The organism is Cerasibacillus sp. JNUCC 74 (genome assembly GCF_053667775.1).
In genome coordinates, this window is the sequence record NZ_CM132207.1 from 523166 (window position 1) to 547991 (window position 24826).

The following is a 24826-nucleotide window of genomic DNA, read 5'->3' on the forward strand; positions in this document are numbered from 1 at the left end:
CAATAAGTCAGTTACCTCGGTCTTAAGCCTTAAGATTGGGAAATATGCTCTTTAGAAAGGGCGAAGAAGGCCCCATCTTTAAACAAGGAGCGTCTACATGCATAATATGAAAGTTTATCTCAAAGCAAATAAAATAAGTATGGTATATCTGTTTGTGCTTTCTCTCTTAATGGGTGTCGCCATTGTAGTACAAGCTTACTTACTTGTTTCCATTATTGATGGCGTCTTTTTAAAGGGACAAACATTTCAGGAAATCCTCCCATTATTGGGAGGATTATTCTTCATTTTATTAGTAAGGAGTTTTATTCCTTACTTTAGTGGAAAAATTGGAATTCAACTAGGTTCTAATGCTAAGCAGCAATTTCGTCAAAAGCTAATCGCACACTTTGTAAAGAATCCGGTTTCAGCATCTTTAAAGGGACAATCTGGACAAAAGGTTAGTGTGTTGATGGATGCTATTGATGAAGTAGATAGCTATTTTAGCAGTTATATTCCACAAGTTATTCGTTCAGCGATTATTCCTCTCATTATCATTATATTTGTGTTTATCGAACATGTTAATTCCGGATTAATCATGCTAGTAACTTCACCATTTATTCCGATATTTATGGTAATTATCGGTATGCAGACAAAAAAGAAGTCTGAAGAGCAAATGGAAGAATTGGCTGCTTTTTCAGGTCGCTTTCTCGATACATTACAAGGCCTCGTCACGTTGAAATTATTCGCAAAAGCGAAGAGGCAAAAGCATACAATTCAAACGAGTAGCTTACGTTTTCGCGATGCAACCATGGAAATCTTAAAAGTAGCATTTATGTCGTCATTTATGCTGGAGCTTATTTCCATGCTGGCGATCGGGTTAGTTGCTTTGGAGGTAGCATTGCAATTAATTGTGTTTGATGGTATTTCATTTTTCAAAGCTTTTTTTGTTCTTGTTCTGGCACCAGAGTACTTTACATCGCTGCGTGAACTGGGAACAGCGTTTCATAACGGAAAAAGCAGTATGGGAGCTGCCCAAAAGGTAGAAGAAGAGCTGGAAAAGGATAAGGAAGCAAACCGTGTATGGGGAACACGTCCACTTGCTAAAACATCAATACCTGTACAGATTGAACTACAAGGTGTAGGGTTTCAATACGGTGAAGATCAGTTTTCCTTACAACCAATTCATACATCATTCTCGCCATTAACGAAAAATGCAATTGTCGGAAAAACCGGTTCTGGAAAGTCAACGTTATTGCATTTAATTGCAGGGATTATTACACCCTCAGAGGGACAAATCCTGGTTGATGGGAAACCTTTATGGAACTATCAAGAGGAAGACTGGTTTAGGCAACTTAGCTATATTTCTCAGCATCCGTATATATTTGCTGGAAGTATTGCTGATAATATTACGATTGGTAATAAGACAGAAATATCAAGAAAAGCTATCGAGAGAGCAGCTGAACAAGCAGGAATTTTAGAAATGATTACTTCACTAGATAACGGATTTGATACGCTAGTAGGTGAAGGCGGAAGAGGACTTTCAGGTGGAGAAAAACAGCGATTGGCCTTGGCAAGAGCATTTCTAAAGAAACCGACCATTGTTTTGTTTGATGAGCCAACAGTGGGGTTGGATTTAAAAACGGAACGAGTCCTTCAATACTCTATTCAGAAATTGGCTGAGACTGCTACGGTTATTACTGTTGCTCATCGACTACACACGATAAAAGATGCAGACCATATCCTGTTTTTGGATAATGGGCAGCTGATTGCAGAAGGAACACATGAAAAATTACTTCAAAACGTGGATGAATATCGCGAAATGGTCGAAGTGCAACGAGGAGGGAAAGGAGAATGAAGGAACTGGCATTTGTGGCAAAAATGATGATGAAGGAAAAAAAGGACCTTATTCTTTCGATTGTTTTTGGGTTTATTGCCGGAATTGCGACGGTTATGCTGTTTTCTGCTAGTGGTTATCTGATTTCGAAAGCTGCCTTTGCCCCACCTTTTTATACATTAATTATTTTAATCGCTTCGGTAAAATTGTTAAGCTTTGTACGGGCCTTTAGCCGTTATGGAGAACGATTTGTTTCGCATCGGGGGACATTTACGATGCTTAGTCAATTGCGAATGGCTTTTTATGAAAAATTGGAGCCGTTAGCGCCCGGAATATTTCAAAAGTACCGAAGCGGGGATTTACTTGCACGTATTGTTGGTGATGTCGAAAGTTTACAAAACTTCTTCTTACGAGTTGTCTATCCTCCTATTGTGCTTGGGCTTGTATTTCTTAGTACGATCTTTTTTACAACCTTTTATTCTATTCAAGTCGCTATCTTGCTATTGATCGGCTTCTTACTGACTACAATAGTCATTCCTGCGCTTTTTGTAATTCGTCAGCGCAAAATTGATAGCCAAGTACGTATGAAACGGGCAAGTTTATCGACAGAGGTAACAGAATTATTATATGGTTTTCGTGATTTGAAAATTTATCAACAGCTGCAAGAGAAGGAGAAGCGGTTGTTAGAAACCTCATATTCATACATTAAGGAACAAGAGCAAGAAGAAAGAACGACACTATTCAATCAGTCTTTAAATAACTTTGTTTCTCTCCTCGTTACTTGGGCAGTACTTGCAGTAGGTGCTTACCTCATTGGTCAAGGGAATCTGGAAGGGATTTTCTTAGCAATGCTTGTTATGATTTCACTTACGGTCTTTGAAGAAGCGCCAGCAATGGCAGTTTTTCCTATTCATTTTAATGAAAGTAAACAGTCATCCGAGAGATTATTTCAAATGGTAGAGAAAAATGACGAACCAAAAGACCTAACTAGTCCGCTTGAAAATTCTGGTGCACCGACGATTGAGATGACAGACGTTACATTTTCCTTTACGGATGAGCAACGTGCTGCAGTAAAGGCTGCTCATATTCATCTTCCTGCTGGCTCAAAAACAGCTATTGTCGGAGCGAGTGGTTCCGGAAAATCTACATTAATGCAGTTAATACTGAAATTAGTTACACCGAATAAAGGAAAGGTCTGTATGAACGGTAAGGATATTTCAGATATTCATCCGGAAGACATCTGGAAGATTTGCAATGTTGTACTTCAAGAAAATCATTTCTTTTATGGAACGATTCGTGACAACTTATTGTTAGCTGATGATACTGCGACAGATGATGCATTACATTCGGTTCTTGCAAAAGTTCAATTAGATCATTTCCAATTGGATGATTCGGTTTATGAAAAAGGGGAAAATTTATCTGGCGGGGAAAAACAACGGTTAGCAATAGCTAGAGCAATGCTAAAAGATGGTAGGTTTTGGCTGCTTGACGAACCTGCTTCTTCCTTAGATGCGATTACGGAACAAGTGATTTATCGTCATTTATTTAGGCAAGCGAAAGACGATACGGTCGTCTTAATTAGTCACCGATTAGCTGGAATGGAGCAGATGGATCAAATTATTGTAATGGAAGATGGGGAAATCGTCGAAACAGGTACGTTTACTGAGTTGATGCAAAAACAAGGCTATTTCTATGAAATGAAAGAACTGGAGAGCAATTTATTATAAGCTGATAAGATAAAGTGAAACTTGGGAGTAGTAAAGGAATAGTAATAAGAGGAAGAGAGCGTAAAAAGTTTTGTGTAAATGGATATGTCTACAATTCCTATTTACACACAAAATGGTTTATACTCCCAACAGGAATTTTACTGCTTCATTTAATTGAAGGAAATCTCATTCTGGTAGCTTCATTCTCTCCCGGAATGGGGTTTTGTCATTTAGGAATTTATACCTGCTATCCAATGGTAGATATCTTTGTCTAGCTTATGCGCTTAAGCTGGAGCAAACGTCACTCTTCTTCCTACGATAAGCCAACATCTACCCGAATCTAAAGGAAGGCCGACTAAAAGCGTACTTGCCGCTCAGGCGTCGGCATACCCCCTGTTTTAGAGGCATGTTTCCTTTATCCCGGATGGAAGAATCCGTATTTTTCTCATTTCAAAAAAGAGCTTGAGATTTTGCATACGGATGAGAAAAATGACTCCTAAATTCCCATTTCGACTTCTCGATAATCTCAACAACTCTTGAAGTGGAGTCTTACGATACTTTACTTTCAGGTAAATAGAGTGAATAACTTTGTCATGAAAAGTTATAAAGTTTTGCTTTATTGACTTTCATCATTTCATCTCTTATTACAAAAGATACCTTTGTTCCGTGCCCGGGCGTACTGGCGATTTGCAGCCCCGTTCCAAAGAAGCGTTTTAATCGCAGATCGGTATTAATTAGTCCGACTCCTGATTTATGGTCCGTTTTTCTTGCAAAAATTTGTTGTAATGTCACTTGATCTATTCCAACTCCGTCGTCTTCCACTGATATTTCTGTATATGACTGAAAGACAGAAATGCGAATAATAATTGTCCCGCCTTCGATACGTTTCATAATACCATGGCGGATAGCATTCTCTACCAAAGGTTGTATGGAGAGGAATGGAATTTTTAAGTCATCACATTTATCTTTCTCCCAAACAACTTGAAGCCTATTTCCAAATCGCACTTGTTCAATATACAAATAAGACCGAACCATACTTAATTCCTCTTCAATCGGAATTAATTCATTCATATTTTTGAACTTAAATTTATTCCTTAAAAAATGGCTAAACTCACTAAGTAAATCTCGCATTTTTTCTAAATCCATTATACTTAGACTTGCTAACGCATTTAAGGTGTTAAATAAAAAGTGAGGCTGGATTTGCGCTTGTAGCCAAGCGGCCTCTAATTGCAACTGCTCTTGAACAACTCGTTTAATCGTAGTTAATGCCTCAATCCGTGATCTTATTTCCATTGCTTCTACCGGTTTGGTTACATAATCATTTGCCCCAGCTAAAAATCCGCTACGGATATCATGCGGCTGACTTCTAGCAGTAAGTAATAAAATTGGCAGCTCCGTTAGCGAAAAACGTTTACGTATTATTTGAGTTAGCTCATATCCGGACATTTGTGGCATCATAATGTCGGAAATTACTAAATCCCATTCTTGCTGATGCAATACAGCTAGTGCTTCTTTTCCGCTTGTTACTGCGGTAATATCATATTCCTCCGGACGAAGGATTGCTTTTAACACCTCAAGATTTACTGGATCATCATCAACAATCAATATGTTTAATCGATTAGTAGTACGATTTTGTGTGGTTGTATGATTATTATCTGGATAGATCTCAAATGCTTCTGTATCCAATTGGCTATCGTCTGGAAGCGGTTTAGTACGTAATGTCAATTGTTCAGAAGACTTAGAAGTTAGCTTGTTCTCGTCTGCCAATTTTAGAGAGAAAATGAATTCTGAGCCTTTTCCTAAATTGGAATTCACTTCTAATGTACCACCATGAAGTTCGACTAATTGTTTAGAAATACTTAACCCTAAGCCAAACCCTCCCTCTATCATCGTCTCATTAGGATTTGCTTGTTCATAAGGTTGGAACAGGCGTTTTAGCAAATCTCTATCCATGCCAATTCCTGTGTCTTTAATTGCGATGAATGCTTTGGCGTCTTTTATAAAAGCGCGGATATAAATCTGACCTTCGCTTGTATATTTCACAGCGTTGTGAAGTAAATTAAACACAATTTGAATCACTCGATTTTCATCAGCAAATACTGGAGGAAAGTCCTCAGGTATTTGATTAATAATTTTTACTGGTTTACCTTCTACCGTAAACTGTAATATATCGATTACCCCTGTAATAATTGGTTCCACGGCTATGCATTTCATGTGCAGACGCGGATTTCCTTGCTGAAGGCTCATCACATCAAGTAAATCATTTAGTATTAAATTCATCCTCCTTCCTACAGATAAAATAGTTTCAAGCTCTTTGACACTTCTTTTCTGTAATAATTTTTGTTCCCTTTTCAAAACAGCTTGTGACATGTTTAAAATGCCATGGAGTGGATTTTTGAATTCATGTGATGTGTTTGCCAAAAATTGATCCTTATGATCATTCATCCTTTGCAATGTAGCTGCAAGTTCTTTGGTGTCACTATGCATTTTAAAATAATCCTTAAACCATACAGCTGCAAAACTTCCCATTGCAATATATAAATCAAACGGATAGTGGATAACAGTAACTCCATTTTCTCGCCAAAAGATTGCCCAAGTAAAATGATGAAGTAGTGCAGTAAGAGAAAAGAGCAATAAAAGATTACTTTTTGGATCTTTTATAAATTTATGCAATATAGCGTTAGCTGTAATAATGGTTGCCGTTGCAACCAACAGAAAGTAAATAGGAAAAATTTTAATGATTTGCGTTGGATTTAAAAATAATGTGATTCCGGCAGTGCTCAAAAGAATTACTGAATAAATAGGATAAATCCTGCGCCAATACGGAAGAAAATGATGATCTGTACATTTTAACATCGCATAGAATCCAATGAGTAGAGCAGCATTAGCTAAGCGAAAATCCCACACATGGCCAATATACAATAATTGGTGGAATAATTTTTCATCATTACTTAATAAATTTGTGAGCATTGCAGAAAAAGTAAGTAAAGAGAAATATAAGAGTTTCTTTTCCTTGTTTCCAAGAAAAAATAACATGGCTGCATAAATAGAATGAACGAGAAAAATAATTGCAGTTGAAATCTGCAGTGTATAGGAATTTTTCATGTCTTTGATAATAGCAGTTTCTGAACCAAACTTAATAGAGCGAATGATACCACTGCTACGGATATCAACAAAGTTTGCAGCTTGTATCCAAATGTCAATAACTCCGTTTTCGTCTGCTGTAAAGGTTGTGGAATAAGGTAAGTTTTTCGGTGAGTAGCTGTTTTTATTTTTTGCCACCTGCCCGGATTTTTCCAACAAACGACCATTGACATAGACTTCTGAAGCGCTTCGTATACTGGATACTCGCATACTATAATTAAGGTCTTCATCAGGATTAACAAGAATACGCAAACGGTAGGTAGCAAATCCATACGGTGAACGTAATGCTTCGTTCCATTCGCCTGGAACTTGAATAAGTCCCGGATTACCTATGTCTTGTTGTCTTTCTTGTATTAACAGTGTTGAAGGGTAAAATTCCCACTCGCCATCTAATAAGAGAACCTTATCATCTTTTGCATTCCAGCCTCGTAAATCTAATTGCCCATCCTTAATAGGTGGTAGCTCTTGATTCTGAAATGATTTCATCCACAATAATCGAGAACTCGACAACACAATTAAAAATAATCCTAGTAATAAAAAAATAGTCCTTTTTTTCATCAGAAAACTTGCCGATTTTTTTACCAAATTGATTTCTCCTTATACACAGATTAGTGGAATAACTAAAGCATACTCAAAATGTCTCTTCAAAAGAAGGAGAAGCGTCGTAAAGTTTGAGGGCATAGTTTAAACTGAATGGATGCATTTCAAAGATAGACCTGTAAGAAACAAGCCATTTTTCCTAGCTTTTTAAAAAGCCGCAAAAGAGAGGATTAATTCTATTATAGCTGTAAATACTATTTTGTTCATATCTATATCTCCAAACTTTTCCCAGATTGTTTTTATAAATAAACTCTACTATACTGCTATTCTTAATAATAAAATAAAGATTTGTATATTATCCTATTTTTGTGGAAATTTAGCAATTGATTGGAGGAATTAATTATAAGGAGAGACTAAGTAAAATCTAATTGTAAAGCTTAGATGTATATATAAATTCTAGCGCAAATAATGAAAGTTTTCTTTTAGTAAGGTTCTGGATGTCGGGGTACGAAGAGGATTATTAGACTTAAGTTCTGTAAAATCCCCTCACTTATCAAAAAACAGCAGCAAGCATATTATTATACTTGCTGCTGTATATTACGAGCTATTCAACGATGATTTTGTTTGTACATTGGATATCCTGCCCACTTCATATCTTTACCAATTTTTTCAATCGTAATATCTGTTAGCTCAATTGCTTCTTTCATTGTTTCTACTCCTGTACCTTCTAGGAAGGTAGGTGCATCTTTTCCACCAATTAATTTTGGAGCCATATATAAGATCACCTTATCAATGAGCTGCTGTTCTAAAAAGGCGGCATTAATCGCACCTCCCGCCTCCAAAAGAAGGGAGGATACACCTTCTTTTCCTAGATACATTACTACTTGATGGGGGTCTACCATGCTTGTATCCTCTGTCACAATCACCGTTATGCCCAAAGCCTCTAATGCTTTTCGTTTTTCTTTATCATGGTTCATTGTTGTGAAAATCCATGTTTCCGCCTGCTGATCCTGAACAAGTTGATAGTTGAGTGGAATTTTTAATGTAGAATCCATCACGATACGGATTGGATTACGTCCACTTGGAATACGTGCTGTCAGCGCCGGATTATCCTTTAAAACCGTATTTATTCCGGTTAAAATCGCCATATGTTGATGTCGAAGTTGGTGAACATCTTTTCTCGCTGCATCGGATGTGATCCATTTGCTGTGAGAAGTATGTGTAGCTATTTTACCATCCATGGTGATGCCTGTTTTTAGCGTAATAAAGGGTCTTCTTTCTACAATAAATGTGTTAAAAACCTCGTTCATTTTATTTGCTTCTCTTTCTCGAATTCCAATCTCGACATCAATTCCGGCATTTTTCAGTATTGCAATGCCACTACCAGAAACAATCGGATTTGGATCTAAGGTAGCAATTACCACTTTTTTAACCCCAGCATTGACGATCGCTTCTGCACAGGGGCCTGTCCTACCATGATGTGAGCAAGGTTCCAGTGTAACGTACAGTGTCCCTCCTCGCGCCTGTTCTTTCGCCATACGTAATGCGTGAATCTCAGCATGTGGCTCTCCTGCCTTTAAGTGTGTACCGATACCAACAATACGTTTATGATTGACAATAACACATCCGACTAATGGATTCGGGTCGGTTTGCCCTTTCATAGTACGTGCATGATTTAAAGCAATGTCCATATAAAACTCATGTGTCGTCATTACAACAGTGCTCCTTCCGGTTGAAAATGCCCGGATTTGTTTATCTTTGTTTGCAAATATTTGCGGTTATATTCAGATATGTCCCCCCATAATGGGGTTCTTCCATTAATAGGAACCCCAGCCTTTTTAAAAGCCACCAGCTTTTCGGGATTGTTGGTAATGACCGTTACAGGTTTTGATCGTAACCGTTTTAGTACATAGAGGGCATCTTGATAATTTCTTGAATCATTCACAAAGCCTAGGCTTTCATTTGCTTCGACTGTATCATATCCATTTTCCTGAAGGATATATGTCATCGCTTTACTAAATAAGCCAATTCCTCTGCCTTCATGATTAGCTAAATAGAATAATGCCCCAGAGCCGTTTTCCTTAATTCGTGTCATTGCTTCTCGCAATTGAAAACCGCAGTCGCATCGCTTGCTGCCGAAAATATCGCCTGTATGACAAATAGAGTGCATTCGGACGAGTGCATTGTCAATATTGGCAAAATCACCATAGACTAGCACACTGGATTGTTGAGACTCAGCTAAATTTACGGAGGATAACTTCTCAATGATTGATTGATAATCGTCAGTGACTACTTTAGAGTTAAGCCAGCAATACCAATGAAATAGGCTTGTCTCTCCGTATAAATTGACAGGCAATTGAATAGGACCGACTAAATATATTGCATCGTAATCTGTATCTATCCGTTGTATTTTATCTTGTAAAATAGAAAAAACATGAGGATCTAGCTTCCTTTGTTGTTCCATTTTGTTATCTCCCTTCATTATTCTTAAGTATAATGAATTCTTTTGTGAATGCAAAGATTGAAAAAACTGCCCTTAAATGTCACTCTATTACTGCAATGCACTCACAGTATATCATTCATTGGTTTTTTAGATTCATTCTCGATATACTCAAAATTGATAAACTAATCGAAGCATCGAAACAGCAGCTTGCAAAGTCAGAGCAAATTACTACAAAGTTAAACCACTAATCTCAAATAAACGATCCAACGTCGAACCAGATGCAAGCTGTATAAATTAAGGAGAGCGCCACACCAAGCCGAAAGGATATGAAACGAAGTGGAAAAGAACTGTATAATGTATTAATGCATAAAATGGCGGAAGCTTGTCCGCAGAAGTATTAACAATAGCAAAAAATCAAGCTAATAATAAAAAGTATTAGGCGAAATATTACTTCTACGGAAGGGAAAGCAGTGCAATTAATTTTGACTACATGTTCCTTATCGCTCATCTTTCCCAACAATTCCGTAAAAAAACAGTTTGATGATATCTTCTGTCAAAGGCAGAATTTGTTGATAGATATCTTCTCGTTGCATCGCTTCCTGAAAGATTTGTAAATACATTAGCAGCGACTGGTTAGACAATTGTGGATCAATATACCCTTGCTTTTTCCCTTCATTAAACAAGTCCATCGTCATGGGTAATGCCTTATTGACGTATACTTCTTGAATATAACTGTTGTCATTCTTATATTCTTTCATCATCGTTTGAAAAAAATTGTCGTTTATTTGTTTAGACGTCTCTGTTTTAGCGAAAACAATCGCTTTCATTTTTTCTTGGAATGGCTGATCACTATATATGATCTGTTCATATCTTTTTAACTCTTGATTTATAGAAAAAGCGATTACCTTATGGACTAATTGATCCTTACCCCTAAAGTAATTATATATGGTAACTTGAGAAACATTTGCCTTTGCAGCAATTTCTTTGATGGAAACCTTTTGTATGCCAAATTCCATAAATAAAGCTAGTGCGGCTTGTAAAATATGTGATTTTTTTAGTTCTCGTCTTCTTTGGAAACCATCCAATTGATTCACCTCCACTTTAGTTTATTAAAAAATATGTAATAAAACAATAAAATTATTTCATATCCTATTGCAAAGAGGAAATAATTTGTATATTATTAAGATTATTTCATAACTTCTTATTGCTTAGGCGATACATCGCGATTTCTCAAGGAAAAAAGAACTCCTTGAATGAAATTTCATTTTATCGCTTTTCAGAAGGTTCTAGTTTTGTACGTCACTAACCGAGTGCTTCTAACTTTTGTTTATTACTTTAGGTTAAAGAAGCCAAATATGAGAGGAGTGAATTTCATGACGGTTTTGCAAACAAGAAATTTAACCAAAAAATTTGGCAAGTTTACTGCATTAGATCAAGTGAATATAGAAGTAGATAAAGGCCAAGTATATGGTTTTATTGGGCCGAATGGTGCTGGAAAATCAACTACGATACGAGTGCTACTGGGAATTTTAAAAGCGACAAGTGGAGAGGTTAGGATTTTTGGTAAGGATGCTTGGCAAGATGCTGTAGCTATTCATAAGCGAACAGCTTATGTGCCGGGTGATGTTAATCTTTGGCCGAACTTAACTGGGGGAGAGGTAATTGACTTATTTATCAAATTGCGTGGTGGAATTAATAACCATCGTAAGGAAGAGTTAATTGAGCGCTTTGAACTGGACCCCACTAAAAAATGTCGTACGTATTCCAAAGGAAACCGACAAAAAGTAGCATTAGTATCAGCTTTTGCTATTGATGCAGATTTATATATCTTAGATGAGCCAACGTCAGGACTCGATCCATTAATGGAGCAGATTTTTCAATCCTGCGTTTTGGAGGCTAAGGAGGAAGGAAAAAGCGTTCTACTGTCCAGTCATATCTTATCTGAGGTAGAAAAATTATGTGATCACATTGGCATTATTCGTCAAGGGAAAATAATTGAAACCGGATCCCTCTATGAATTACGTCATCTGACAAGAACCAATTTGCGAATCGAAACAAAACAGCCAATCCCTTCCCTTGTTGATATAAAAGGTATCCATGATGTTAACAAAAAAGATAATAAGCTTTCTTTTCAAGTGGATACAGAAGAACTCGATTCAGTAATTCGCTATCTCAGCCAATATGGAATTGTAAAATTGGAGAGTACTCCGCCAACATTAGAGGATTTATTTATGCGGCATTATGAGGGGGATGTGCAATAGCCATGATAAATCATTTAACGAAACATACAGGAAACCTGTGTCGCTTTTTACTAAAACAAGATCGATTGCGGATTTCGCTTTGGCTAATCTCTTTATTTCTTGTAACCGTAATCGTAGCTATCTCATTCTCTGATTTATATCCGACTAAAGAAGATAGGCAGATACTAGCTGAAACGATGCGTAATCCGGCGATGACAGCGATGGTCGGAACAGGATATGGTCTGGAAAACTATACTTCCGGTGCTATGATGGCTCATCAAATGCTACTCTTTACTGCAATCGTTGTTGCAATTATGAGTATTTTGTTCGTTACCCGTCATACACGAGCAGAGGAAGAAGATGGGCGAATGGAGCTAATCCGTTCATTACCAACAGGAAGATTGTCCAGTCTACTGGCAACATTGATAATGGGATTACTAATCAATTTAATTTTAGCATTCATGACAGGCTTGGGGCTTGCAGCTCTTCATATCGAAAGTATTGATTTAAACGGATCGATCCTATATGGAGCTGCTTTAGGGGCAACCGGCTTTTTCTTTACATCAATAACCGCTATCGTTGCCCAATTAACGGAAAGCTCCCGACTAGCAACAGGATTTGCTTTTTTTATATTAGGTCTTGCTTATCTATTGCGCGCTATTGGCGATGTTGGTAATGAGGTATTATCTTGGTTATCACCTTTAGGGTGGATTCTCAGCTCAGAAGTATATGTTAATAATTATTGGTGGCCGATTTTATTAACTGTAGGAACAGCTTTTCTTCTTTGTCTTATTGCGCTTTATTTAAACACGATACGTGATATTGGGGCTGGTTTTCTGCCTTCCAGACCAGGAAAACGAAACGCTTCTGTTTTATTACTGAGTCCGTTTGGTCTATTATTTCGATTGCAGTGTACAGCTATGATTTCGTGGGGAGTTGGCTTATTTATAATTGGCGCTGCGTATGGATCAGTACTTGGCGACTTAGATGCTTTTTTAGCAGACATAGATCTGATGCAACAAATGCTTCCTTCTATAAAAGGATTTTCGTTGATCGAACAATTTATTCCAATGCTAATGAGTATTATGGCGATGTTAAGTACAGTACCGGTGTTAATGGCGGTGCTAAAGGTCATTAGTGAAGAAAAAAACAATCGAATGGAGCATCTATTAAGTAGAGCGGTGTCACGATCAATTTTGCTAGGAAGCTCGTTAGCTATCTCTATAATTGTTTCTGTGGTAATGCTTTCCCTTTCCGCTATTGGATTGTGGGTAACAGGAACGGTTGTTGTTGATGGAGGGTTGGATATAAAGGTTGTTTTTCAGGCCGCTTTCATTTATTTACCTGCTGTTTGGGTAATGATTGGGTTAGCAGTACTTCTCATTGGGATTTCACCTAAAGTTAGCAATTGGATGTGGTTATATTTAATTTATTCTTTTATTGTTGTATATTTGGGAAACTTAATTCAATTTCCAGAATGGATGAGTAAACTGTCTCCATACGGGTACATTCCGCAATTTCCAATTGAAGATATAAACTGGTTCACGATATTGATATTAACTGGTGTCTCTTTTGTATTTATGGTCTTAGGCTTTATCGGTTATAAACAACGAGATATGGAAGGATAATTCTAGTTTAATGACTTCTCTAAAGTCAGTGATTCGAGCGAGCGTTAATTTTTGAAGAGGAGCTGTAGATCAGCAAATCTTCCGTTGTAAAAATAAAAATGTATTTGAAAACTAGAAATAATAAAATGTATAAACAATCCGCTTTCCCTAAAAATAAGAGCTTATTAGGCTCTTTTATTTTTAGTAAAAATTTAAATGGTCAAATTGTTTTAGCTATCATATAAAAATTGAATATCTTAAATCATTTCATTTTGTTCTACTCACTTCCTATTTTTTCTATAGTAATCTTCATAAATGGAACTAAAAGCTGTATCTAGATCACTACTAAAAGGTTTGTTTATCTTTTCTCGATATTCAAAATACATTATGGGGAAACCAATTACAAATATGTTTACAAGCTGCAAAAAAACATTTAGGAAACTCTTTCAGGTAAAATTCACCTGTATAGTAAGCTACTATACTAGCTATTATTAAATAGATAAGATGTCTTGCCTATCCATTTTATCGTATTCTCGCTTGTTTCACTGTATCAAGCGGTGATTTTTTATTAAAAAACACTTCTTCAAATCATCTTATAAAAGCGATGTGATACCATTATTATTGGCGGTTCCATGACAGTTGTGAATAATAACTGAAAAATTCCGAATCTAGGACTTCTTTTATCTGTGAAAAAAATATATACAAAGCTTCATCTGATTTTATAGAATGCACGTAGTTAATCGATTTATGTTCTTTTTCTAGTAAATCTATATACTTCACTTCTCAATTCTTGTTAATAATAGCATAATATATGTACAATGGAACAAAAAAGTAAATAACTAAGTGTTTCCTTTATATTTAAACCAATCGAAAAGTAAATAGAAGCACTCTTTTTATTATTTTACTTGTGCATTACCTTACGTCATATTTTATATTGAATATGGAAAGAGGATTCCTGTTCAAAATCAGGGGCTTAAAAATAAGACCTTAGCCCCCCTTTTTTGTAACGTTGCGATTAAGCACAATCGCTATATAGCGAAGTTAAATAGCAGCATGAACGCTTTAGCTGATGCGAGACGAGATATCTTTCAAAAAAGTTATCTACTATGCAGGAACTGATATTGTTTTCTAAACCACGAAGGCAATCGTGTCATGTTCACCCTGCTTTTTGAACAACCTCTTGATTTTATCCCGCATGTAAGGTGCCGTAGTCTCCCTCATGAAGAGTTGAAGGAACATGGAGAAGTTCAGGAGAGAGAAAACGGCACCTAAATGCCCGATTCGTTCAAGGGCCTTTAGGTCATACCCTTGCGGTACTAACATTCCGTGTTCCACGGAAAGAAGTTTCACTTTATGTTCGAATCAAATTACGTATAACAATAAACTGTCCAATGTGTAAAAGTGGAGGTAGTCTATTTAAATGAAAAAGGATAATCAAGGTTTAAAACAGTTCATTTCTTTTATTTTATCTACAAATATACCAAAATTTGCTTTATTTGTTGGCTTAATCGGCAGTGTAATTACCACTATTATTGGCTTATCTATTCCGGTATTGACAAAGGAATTAGTAGATGGCTTTTCGATTGAGTCTATCAGTTGGATGCTTATTTTAGCGATTAGTGCAGTGTTTATTTTTCAGGCAATTATTGATGGTATTTCGATTTACATGTTAGCTGCAGTTGGTCAAAAAATTGTAGCAAGATTACGAGAACGTATGTGGTTAAAATTTATCCGTTTGCCAGTTAGATATTTTGATAAGACGAATAGTGGAAAATCGGTTAGTCGGATTGTTAATGATACGGCGGTAGCAAAAGACTTAATCTCACAATATTTTCCACAATTTATAAGTGGGATTATATCAATAATTGGTTCGATAATTATCCTGCTCGTTATGGATTGGAAAATGACGTTAATGATGCTTATATCTGTACCAGTTACGATTGCGTTCATGGTGCCTTTAGGTAGAAAAATGTCTAAGATTTCACGTAGTTTACAAGATGAAACAGCTGTATTCACTGGTGATATTCAACAAACATTAAGTGAAATTCGCCTAATGAAATCTTCTACGGCAGAGCATTATGAAGCAGAAAAAGGAATTAAGGGGATTGGTAAACTGCTTTTGCTTGGATTGAAGGAGTCAAAGATACTTGCATTAATTAGTCCAATTATGTATTCCATCATAATGGCAGTAGTTGTTATTATCATTGGATATGGAGGCATCCGTGTTGCAAATGGTACGATGTCGACGGGATCACTTGTTGCTTTTCTCCTATATTTATTTCAAATTGTAATGCCAATCACGTCATTTGCTATGTTCTTTACTCAATTACAAAAGGCAAAAGGAGCAACCGAGCGAATTATAGCAATATTAGAGCTGGACGAAGAGACTACAGAACAAGGTACAACTCGTATTCACCAAGATATTTCGCATCAGCCGATTTATTTTCGTAATGTATCATTTGCGTATAATGACAAAGATATGGTATTAGAAAATATCACCTTTACCGCTTATCCTGGAGAAATGATTGCTTTAGCAGGCCCAAGCGGTGCAGGAAAAACAACGTTATTTAGCTTACTTGAACGGTATTATCAGCCAACAAAAGGAGATATTCTTATTGGTGATACATCTATTCAGGATTTATCGTTAACCGACTGGCGGAAGCAGATAGGTTATGTTTCCCAGGAAAGTGCGATGGTTGCAGGGACGATACGTGAAAATCTCACCTATGGGCTCGAGAATGCGAATGAAATTCCAGATGAAAAACTATGGGCAGTAGCAGCAATGGCTTATGCAGATGAATTTATTGCTGATTTTCCAGATCAATTAAATACGAAGGTAGGAGAGCGAGGTATTACACTATCCGGTGGTCAAAGGCAACGGATTAACATTGCTCGTGCATTTTTACGGAACCCGAAAATCCTTATGATGGACGAAGCAACTGCGAGTTTGGATAGTCAATCGGAAAAAGTCGTCCAACAAGCTTTAACGCGACTAATGAAGGGGCGAACAACTTTTGTTATTGCTCACCGTCTAGCAACGATTGTAGATGCGGATAAAATTATTTTTATTGAAAATGGTCAATTAACAGGAATGGGAAAACATGAGGAGTTATTAGAAAAGCATTCGTTATATCGGGAGTTTGCTCATCAGCAACTAGCTGATTAATGAGAGACTGATTCGTCAGTCTCTTCTTTATTGTGTAGTAACGCATATCTGTTTTTAGATGATGAACATCTTTTTTAAAAGAAGCTTCGTCGTCAGCTTAAGCCGCTTAGGACTAACAAACTTATGATAGCAACATCGGTTTTTCTGTCTCTTGCTCTTTTAACCTAATGTAAGTGTGCTTTATTTCTCTCGCCTAAAAATCTGCTGTTTTTTGCGAAGGTTTCAGAAAAAAGCCATCTGAAAAACCCTTCTTTCAGGGTGACGGGGTAGAGTTTTGATTGTTTAATAAGGTATTTTGCAGCAGTTTAATGTTTCCATACCGAATTAAAACCCTTTTATCCCGCACGGAACTGGCCGTAGACCTCTCATCCATGCCATGAGGTGAACCCTAGCAGAATAAGCGTGAGATCCAACTGCATGTTAGAAGTCTGATTATGTTCATTCTAACAATCAGTGGGGTTTTTTTATCTCTTATTGATTGAAGATTTACTTGTTTTTTCCAATGCTAATGGCATTTTTCTTTTATAATCAATATTTTTATCCCGCATCTAAGGTGCCGTAAGACTCCCACTTCAAGAGCCTTGAGTGAATACAAAAGGTCTAAGTGGGAGAAAACGGCACCTAAATGCCCGATTCGTTCAAGCTAACATTCAGTATAAATGGAAGAAAACTCCTACTGAATGAAGTTTCACTTTATTAAATGGGTATGTGACAATTTTTCGACTATACATCGAAATGTGGAAATAATTTGGGTAATATATTGCATGTTAGTATAAATAATAGTATGATATATTCCAGCGATATATTGCATATATTAAAATTTACGACTGGGAGAGTACACCATATCATGAAGGAAAAACTATCATTTTCTACTTATACTGCGATAGGCGTAATGTTATTCGCACTATTTTTCGGAGCTGGAAACTTGATTTTTCCCGCCCAACTAGGACAATTATCAGGAGCAAATGTATGGCAAGCAGTTGCCGGTTTTTTAATTACGGGAGTAGGATTACCGCTATTAGGTGTGTTAGCGATGAGCTTTTCAGGCAGTGAGAGTCTTCAAGACTTAGCCAGCAGAGTTCATCCAATCTACGGAGTATTATTTACATCTTTGCTCTATTTAACAATTGGACCTTTTTTCGCTGCACCAAGAACAGGTACTGTTGCATATGATATTGGTATTTCTGGTTTTATAGGCGGAGAATTCGCACAAATCGGACTATTTATTTTTACTTTGCTGTTTTTTGGGGTTACGTTAGCATTTTCTCTTTATCCTTCAAAAATTGTTGACTATGTCGGTAAACTGTTAGCACCAGGAATTGTAATTTTACTGTTTATTTTACTTGCAATGGTGTTTATAAAACCAATGGGTTCGTTTGAAACTCCACAAGAAATATACCAAAATGGACCTTTTGTAAAAGGATTTATCGAAGGTTATAATACCATGGATGCACTGGCATCACTTGTGTTTGGGATTATTGTAATTAAAGCAATTCGTTCCTTTGGAATCAGCTCAAAAAAAGAAATTTTACGGGCAACTGCTAAGTCCGGATCTGTTGCAATTGTTTTGCTTGGTTCCATCTACCTAGGGATAGCTTATTTGGGGGCTACAAGTACGGAGGCTTATGGAATATTTGATACAGGTGCTCCTGTTTTAAGCAGTGCAGCAACGCATTATTTTGGAACATTCGGTATGATTCTATTAGCTATTGTAATTATTTTGGCTTGTTTAACGACAAGTATTGGTTTAACAATCTCCTGTTCTGAATATTTTCACACCTTATTCCCTAATATTAGCTATCGGAAATTTGTTTTAATGTTTTCAATATTTACATTTACCATTGCGAATTTCGGTTTAACAAATATTATTACCTACTCTGTGCCAGTGCTTATGTTCTTGTACCCATTAGCAATTGTATTAATGTTATTAGCATTTTTATCACCATTATTTAATCATGCGAAACTAGTATACATCTCTGTGACTGTTATTACGATCTTAATTAGTAGTGTTGATGGATTGAAGGCATTATGCGATTCCTTGAAAATTCCTTATTTTGACTGGTTAGCTCCAATCATCAATTTCTATAAAGAGATTTTACCAATGTATGAACAAGGACTCGGCTGGCTTGTACCAGCAGTTATTGTCCTAATAATTACTGGTGTGGTACAGTGGGTACACAAAGCAACAGCAGTGGAAGCGGTAAGTAAATAGGCTTATAAAAAAGGACCTGCTTGTGTAAAATGTACCCTATAGAGTAGACACTTTGAAAAAGGACTACTTTATAGGGTTCTTTCTTGTATACTTAAGTTAATAACAAAGAAAAATGGATTTGGGGAATCATGATGACTAAAAAGTATTTTACAGAAAAAGAAGTGAACGACCTATTTGTAAATCCTAATGTAAAGTCTGCAAGTAATAAAGCAATTACCTATACAGATGAGTTTAGGAGATTATTTATTTCAGAGAGTGAAAAAGGAAAATTTCCAAGTCAAATTTTTGAGGAGAACGGCTTTGATATTGAAGTCATAGGTAAAGACAGAGTAAAAAAAACAGCTAATAGATGGCGCACTGCTTATAAGAAGTCTGGGGTATTGGGACTTAGTGACTCACGCTCAAACATCTCCGGAAGGGCTCGTCAGAAAGAACTTACGTTAGAAGAAAAGAATGTTCGATTAGAAGCTCAAGTTCAATTGTTAAGAGCTGAAAATGAGTTATTAAAAAAGTTAGAAATGATCGAAAGGGGGCTGGGGAGAAGCAAGTAGTAGGTGCTGTCGAAATGAAATTTCTTTTAATTCGTTCTATCATAAAAAAGTACAATCTACGAAATATGGTAAGTTTTCTATGTGATATTTGTGGGGTTTCACGTTCTGGTTATTATAATTATTTCTCGTTACAATCACAAGAACGAAGAAGAGCACGGGAGGAACAAGATAAACTACTTAAAAAGAATATATTAAAAGCCTTTAACTTTAAAAAGCGTAAAAAGGGAGCTCGTCAAATTAAAATGACGTTAATGGGTCAATTCAACCTTAACTACAATCTAAAACGTATCCGACGAATCATGAAGAAATACAATATTTTTTGCCCCATAAGAAAAGCCAATCCATATCGAAGAATGGCAAAAGCAACAAAAGAACATACTGTTTTACCTAACTTACTTAATCGCCAATTCAAACAAAATGTACCTGGAAAAGTATTACTCACAGATATTACTTACTTATTCTATGGTAAGGGTAAGAAAGCATATTTATCAACGATTAAGGATGGTTCAACAAATGAAATACTAGCGTATGACGTTTCTGACCGTATTACTTTGGATATCGCAACAGACACTTTGTTGAAGTGGAAAAATAATAGAAAAGTAAAGTTGGCAGATGGCGCCTTCATACACTCGGATCAAGGATTCCATTATACAAACCCACTCTTTCAAAAGCTGGTTAAAAAATATGGTTTAGGTCAATCCATGTCCAGACGAGGAAACTGTTGGGATAACGCACCACAGGAATCATTTTTTGGACACTTCAAAGATGAAACATATATTAAACCTTGTGAGACATTGGCTGAGTTAAAACGTGAGGTTAAGAGTTATATGACTTATTACAACAACTACAGATACCAATGGAATTTAAAGAAGATGACCCCTGTTCAATATAGGAATCATCTTCTCAATGTAGCATAGTCTTTTTTTAAAATGTCCTTTACAAAGGGTACATTTTAGTGAATGAGCGGTCCTTTTTTTATTGTATGCGGAAATTATATCCGTTTGTACATCACGGCTGATATTTGTTGTATGTAGCTTAGTGTCCTCAAATCGCTATAAAACTTCGAACTTCTTCCTTCAATAAGTCACCATCGGCGGAAGGTCGACTAAAAGCGGGCTTACCGTGAAGTGTGGCATCCCCCTGTTTTAGAGGCATGTTTCCATTTCCCGCATGTTAGAAGTCGTATTTTTCTTATTGCATAAATCTAGATACATTGGTTCTAATGACATGATCAAAGAATATCGTGTGTAGTAGCATACATTAAGAATGGTTGAAAGATAAAAGCAGTTGAAGTATTAATGTGTAATCGTTTTCGTTTTATTTAAATGAGGAAACACCCCTCATTTCAAAATAATGAAGCAGGAAGGTAATTTATGGTTGATCGTTTTTTATCCCATGATTACAGTCTTTCTATAGGGCTTTTCAGAACCCCCTTTGTCTAGCTAAAAGTTCTTCCAAATCTTTGTCCCTTTAATCTTTTAAATAGGCATGTATATAGGATTATTTTTGAGCCTGAAATTCTTCTATTGTCCGAAGCCAATTCTCCTTCATGAGTTCAGAAAGAGGTTCTTTTTTTCCTTCTTTCATTAGTTGAATAATTTTTTTATGTTCCTGTATGGACTTTTCTGTTAAAATGATGGAGTTGTGGAAAAATAAGCGTCTAACATGTGCTTGTAAATTTGCTACAATTCTATGAATATAAGGGTTATTTGCAGTGTCAACAATAATTTGGTGGAATTGTTCATCAATTTTCAAAGCTGCATAGTAATTCTCTGAATGAATGGCTTTTGCAAATCGTTCATTTGTGTTTCTCAATTGCTCCAATGTTTCTTCGTTTAAATTTTCAATCGCCAATTCAGCAGACAACGCTTGTAGTACAGCTAAGGGCGGCAAAAGATCATTTATCGATTCTTTTTCCACTTCTGTAACCTGTGTCGCTTTGCCTGGAAACATTTGAACAAACCCTTGCGTCTCCAATAATTGTAAAGACTCGCGAACAGGAGTCCTACTTATTCCTAATGCTTGTGCTAGCTCTGAATCATTCAATTTTTCTCCAGGCTGCAGGGTGCCATCGATAATCCATTGTTGAATTTGATTAAATGCGCTTTCTTTAGCGGATTGTCGAACTGGTTTAGAATGATTTACAGGTATCGGCATATCTGATCCCCCTCGTATATTATGTTTAGGTATTACTTAATGAAGCATAATAATTAGCTTCAAAAATCTCATTAGATCATTCAGTAATTTCCAATTTATTACTAGTCTAGCTTGAGGTTTGTCTTTTTAAGAATTTGAACCTTGATTACCAAATAATTATTTATTTACTTTGATACATTACCGCAGGTCTTTATCAAATAAATATATTGTTTAATAAATAGTATACAATAAAATAAGAAACCATGGAAATATACAATATATTAGTGTTGTTCATTTGAAGGAGGTGTTTAAATGGTTTCTTATGAACAAACGGTACAACGAGAACTTACTTGTTGGAGAAAGAAAATGTATCAAAAACCTAACTTATTTAACCAAGTCTCTAAAAAAGCACAATCGAAAATAAATAGTTGGATCCCTGCAAAAGCACAACGCTTTATTACTGAAAGTATAAAAAACATGGTGAGAGCCATTTTGACAGGGTCACAGATGATGACAAAAAAGCCACTTATTCAAGAGAAGAATTTATATAAGCAAGATGAACTGGTGAAAGGAAAATTAGTAACCTATCGGAAAACAGCCACGATTGAAGGAGCAGGTACAGGTGCAGGAGGAATATTTCTTAGTTTAGCTGATTTTCCGTTACTATTATCAATTAAGGTGAAATTTTTATTCGAAGCCGCTTCTATTTACGGTTTTAATACAAAAGAGTACGAAGAGCGCTTATTTATTTTGCACGTCTTTCAGCTTGCTTTTTCAAATGATAAGACGCGAAAGCAAACCATGTACACCATTGAAAATTGGGAACAGGAAAAGCATAAGCTGGTAGAAATGGATTGGCAAGTTTTTCAACAAGAATACCGTGATTATATAGACTTGGTTAAATTGTTGCAAATGGTTCCTGGATTTGGTGCGGTGGTTGGAGCATATGCAAACTATAATTTACTGGGTCAGTTAGGAGAGACGACAATGAATGCGTACAGGTTGAGGCTGTTGACGATACCGGGCGATGAATCTAGTTTTATGTAAACATTAACCTCTAGCAAACGCAAAAAAGAATTTGGCAATATTCCAACTTCTTCTATTGCACCTTAGGGAGCTTATTTAGAAGTGGAACAGCATGGAAGGATGAAACTATCGAACATTGAAATTACGACAACAACGCTTTGTAATACGTGCTGTGCTCACTGTGGTTACTGGAGAAAAGACTTGATGAAATCCCTCATTTGCGCACGTTAAGTATAACAGGGAGGCTCATGATGCAGAAAAAATCAGTCCGTTATATGGTCATACCGCTGTTTTAATATAGCACATCGTCGTGGTGTTTAACCGTAAATCAATGCAAATTTGATATTATTGTATAGAAGATATAACCAATATTATAAATCGGCTTGAGAGAGGAAAAATAAACCTAATAAAGAAATACTCTTTAAACTAGCTAAAAGTTTGACAGCAGATATAGTAAAAGGAGCTGGGAAAAAAGCAAATACTAAATAGCAAAAACCGAACAATTCACTTATGTGATTACCCCCAAAAGTTAGAGTTTTATTATACAGTTGATTGGCTGGATTGCGTTCGATACTCGACTGGGCTCAGCCCGGCCAATTTTTCTTTTATTCGTTCATGATTATACCAATAGATATATTCTTCAATCCGACTTTTTAATTCTTCATAGCTTACTAATTTTTCTCCATAATACATTTCTTGTTTTAAAATGCCAAAAAAATTCTCCATGGAAGCATTATCCGCACAGGTTGCTTTTCTAGACATGCTTTGGAATACTTTATTCTCTTTTAATGTTCTCACCCATTGGTTGTGTTGGTAATGAAAGCCTTGGTCAGAATGGATGGTGGTGCGATAGGTTGCATGATTCTTTATTATCTCTATCGTTTCTTTTAAAGGTTCTATGACAAGATCTAACGTTGGACGTTCCTTGATTTTATACGCAATAATTTCTCCGTTATAAAGGTCAAGAATCGGATTTAAATATAACTTCTCTTCACTTAGACATTTGAATTCTGTAATATCGGTTACTAATTTTTGAAGAGGAATTGGCGTGTTAAAACGGCGAGACAATCGGTTTTTCGCCACTTTTCCAACGTTTCCCTTATAGGAATTGTATTTACGGGATTTTCGCATAAATTTCACACATTTCAATCCCAATTCGCACATAATGCGATATACTTTTTTATGGTTGATAACGTATCCTAATTTATTTAGTTCTCTAGTAATACGTTTATAGCCATAACGTTCATGGAACTTTTTAAATAAATCGATAATGATTTTTTTTAGTACTTTGTCTGAATCTTCTCTGCCAAAATTTTTCACATGATAGTGATAGGTTGCTTCAGGTATGCCCACAATAAGGAGAATATCTTTTAATCGGAATCCTTCTTCTTTAAGTCCAAATGCCACCTTTGCCTGTGCTTTTCGTGGAAGGCATTTGGATTCTCCCGAAAAGCTCGTAGCTTTTTTAGGTACGCATTTTCTAGCCTTAATAGTTCATTCTCTCGTTCTAATATTTCTTCACGTGTTAACTTTTTTTCTTCCTTTTTCTTCCGTTTATTGGGTTTCTTAGACATAGAAGACTCCCCCTTTGGTTTCAGGCCTTCTACTCCTTGTTCCTTAAATTCTTTCATCCAGCGTCTAATTAAGGAAGGGTTGTTCAATTTAAATTGAACAGCAGTTTCTAAAAAAGTAGCACCTGTCTTTAACACAAATTGTATCGTATTTAATTTAAATCGAACAGGATAAAACTTCCTAGCTTTTTTTCTTTTTAACCCATCCATTCCCTGAGACTTATAGACTTTCACCCATTCAAATATTGGTGTTGCGCTACCCATATTATATTTTTTTGCCAATAATTTATATCCTAGGTTGCCATATAAATACTCGGTGACAAGATTTATTTTAAATTCTTCACTATATTTAGCCATAAAAACACCCCCGAAAATTAGATTTCTACTCTAACTTTCGGGGGTCGGTACCTTATAATTGTTCGGTTTGTTTGTGTTAAAAAATCCTATCCTTGCTACGTCAACATATTTCGCTTTCCGCGGGCCCGGCCTCAGCTTCCTCGGAAAGCAAAAATCGCTTTCCTGCGGGATCTTCAGCTCAAGATATTCCCGAGAGGAGTATACATATGTTGACTACGCTAAACTTACGTATACATTAGAAAAGCTTGGCTTATCGCCAATTCCTTAGCGAAAGCCGTAGTTTTTCTTATACTATAAACCATAAAATTTTATAC

15 protein-coding genes and 1 pseudogene are annotated in these 24826 nt (G+C 36.2%); 9 read left to right on the top strand and 7 right to left on the bottom strand.

Annotated elements, in window-relative coordinates:
* The first annotated feature begins 97 nt into the window (after positions 1 to 97).
* Entirely contained in the window at positions 98 to 1834 is a 1737-nt protein-coding gene (cydD, locus tag JNUCC74_RS02465; RefSeq protein ID WP_454066766.1) for a thiol reductant ABC exporter subunit CydD, read from the top strand.
* On the top strand, positions 1831 to 3540 hold the full coding sequence (gene cydC, locus JNUCC74_RS02470) for a thiol reductant ABC exporter subunit CydC (RefSeq protein WP_454066767.1): 1710 nt from the start codon (positions 1831 to 1833) through the stop codon (positions 3538 to 3540). Before cydD ends, cydC begins: the two co-directional genes overlap by 4 nt.
* Positions 3541 to 4110: 570 nt before the next feature.
* Here cydC and JNUCC74_RS02475 read toward each other — a convergent pair.
* The 4 genes from JNUCC74_RS02475 to JNUCC74_RS02490 all read right to left on the bottom strand — a co-directional run bounded on the left by JNUCC74_RS02475 (position 4111) and on the right by JNUCC74_RS02490 (position 10740).
* Positions 4111 to 7248, bottom strand: coding sequence for an ATP-binding protein (locus JNUCC74_RS02475; protein ID WP_454066768.1), 3138 nt, complete (start codon positions 7246 to 7248; stop codon positions 4111 to 4113).
* Between the two features lie 563 nt (positions 7249 to 7811).
* The gene (gene ribD, locus JNUCC74_RS02480) at positions 7812 to 8915 is read right to left on the bottom strand and encodes a bifunctional diaminohydroxyphosphoribosylaminopyrimidine deaminase/5-amino-6-(5-phosphoribosylamino)uracil reductase RibD (RefSeq protein ID WP_077319289.1); all 1104 of its coding nucleotides are present in this window, start codon (positions 8913 to 8915) and stop codon (positions 7812 to 7814) included.
* A complete protein-coding gene (locus JNUCC74_RS02485) occupies positions 8915 to 9667 on the bottom strand; it encodes a GTP cyclohydrolase II (RefSeq protein WP_454066769.1) in 753 nt (250 codons plus the stop codon). Before JNUCC74_RS02485 ends, ribD begins: the two co-directional genes overlap by 1 nt.
* Positions 9668 to 10143: 476 nt before the next feature.
* Positions 10144 to 10740: a TetR/AcrR family transcriptional regulator gene (locus JNUCC74_RS02490; RefSeq protein ID WP_454066770.1), complete on the bottom strand. Its 597-nt coding sequence runs from the start codon at positions 10738 to 10740 to the stop codon at positions 10144 to 10146.
* Positions 10741 to 11019: 279 nt separating this feature from the next.
* On the opposite strand from JNUCC74_RS02490, the gene JNUCC74_RS02495 reads away from it, so the two are divergent.
* The 5 genes from JNUCC74_RS02495 to JNUCC74_RS02515 all read left to right on the top strand — a co-directional run bounded on the left by JNUCC74_RS02495 (position 11020) and on the right by JNUCC74_RS02515 (position 20339).
* On the top strand, positions 11020 to 11907 hold the full coding sequence (locus JNUCC74_RS02495) for an ABC transporter ATP-binding protein (protein ID WP_077319291.1): 888 nt from the start codon (positions 11020 to 11022) through the stop codon (positions 11905 to 11907).
* Between the two features lie 2 nt (positions 11908 to 11909).
* Positions 11910 to 13514, top strand: coding sequence for an ABC transporter permease (locus tag JNUCC74_RS02500; RefSeq protein ID WP_454066771.1), 1605 nt, complete (start codon positions 11910 to 11912; stop codon positions 13512 to 13514).
* A gap of 1399 nt (positions 13515 to 14913) precedes the next feature.
* Positions 14914 to 16659, top strand: a complete 1746-nt coding sequence (locus JNUCC74_RS02505) for an ABC transporter ATP-binding protein (protein ID WP_454066772.1) — start codon at positions 14914 to 14916, stop codon at positions 16657 to 16659.
* A gap of 847 nt (positions 16660 to 17506) precedes the next feature.
* The gene (gene brnQ, locus JNUCC74_RS02510; protein WP_077319295.1) at positions 17507 to 18871 is read left to right on the top strand and encodes a branched-chain amino acid transport system II carrier protein; all 1365 of its coding nucleotides are present in this window, start codon (positions 17507 to 17509) and stop codon (positions 18869 to 18871) included.
* Positions 18872 to 19002: 131 nt separating this feature from the next.
* Positions 19003 to 20339, top strand: a protein-coding gene (locus JNUCC74_RS02515) for an IS3 family transposase (protein ID WP_454066482.1) whose coding sequence is annotated in 2 segments (ribosomal slippage) — positions 19003 to 19387 and positions 19387 to 20339 — 1338 coding nt in all. Because the reading frame shifts where the segments join, the coding sequence is not laid out codon by codon here.
* 583 nt (positions 20340 to 20922) lie between these two features.
* Here JNUCC74_RS02515 and JNUCC74_RS02520 read toward each other — a convergent pair.
* Positions 20923 to 21579 (bottom strand): GntR family transcriptional regulator, encoded by a 657-nt coding sequence (locus JNUCC74_RS02520; RefSeq protein WP_077319296.1) that lies wholly within the window; start codon positions 21577 to 21579, stop codon positions 20923 to 20925.
* 291 nt (positions 21580 to 21870) lie between these two features.
* Between JNUCC74_RS02520 and JNUCC74_RS02525 the strand changes: the two genes are divergently transcribed.
* Entirely contained in the window at positions 21871 to 22605 is a 735-nt protein-coding gene (locus tag JNUCC74_RS02525) for an EcsC family protein (protein ID WP_454066773.1), read from the top strand.
* An 81-nt stretch (positions 22606 to 22686) separates the two neighbouring features.
* Positions 22687 to 22902: pseudogene (locus JNUCC74_RS02530) on the top strand (radical SAM/CxCxxxxC motif protein YfkAB); the annotation flags it as partial.
* Between the two features lie 222 nt (positions 22903 to 23124).
* Here the strand turns inward: JNUCC74_RS02530 and JNUCC74_RS02535 are convergent.
* Together JNUCC74_RS02535 and JNUCC74_RS02540 are read right to left on the bottom strand one after the other, a co-directional pair.
* Entirely contained in the window at positions 23125 to 23991 is an 867-nt protein-coding gene (locus tag JNUCC74_RS02535) for an IS3 family transposase (protein WP_454065614.1), read from the bottom strand.
* A complete protein-coding gene (locus tag JNUCC74_RS02540) occupies positions 23955 to 24512 on the bottom strand; it encodes a helix-turn-helix domain-containing protein (RefSeq protein WP_454065613.1) in 558 nt (185 codons plus the stop codon). The genes JNUCC74_RS02535 and JNUCC74_RS02540 overlap by 37 nt, the downstream gene beginning before the upstream one ends.
* Positions 24513 to 24826: the final 314 nt, after the last annotated feature.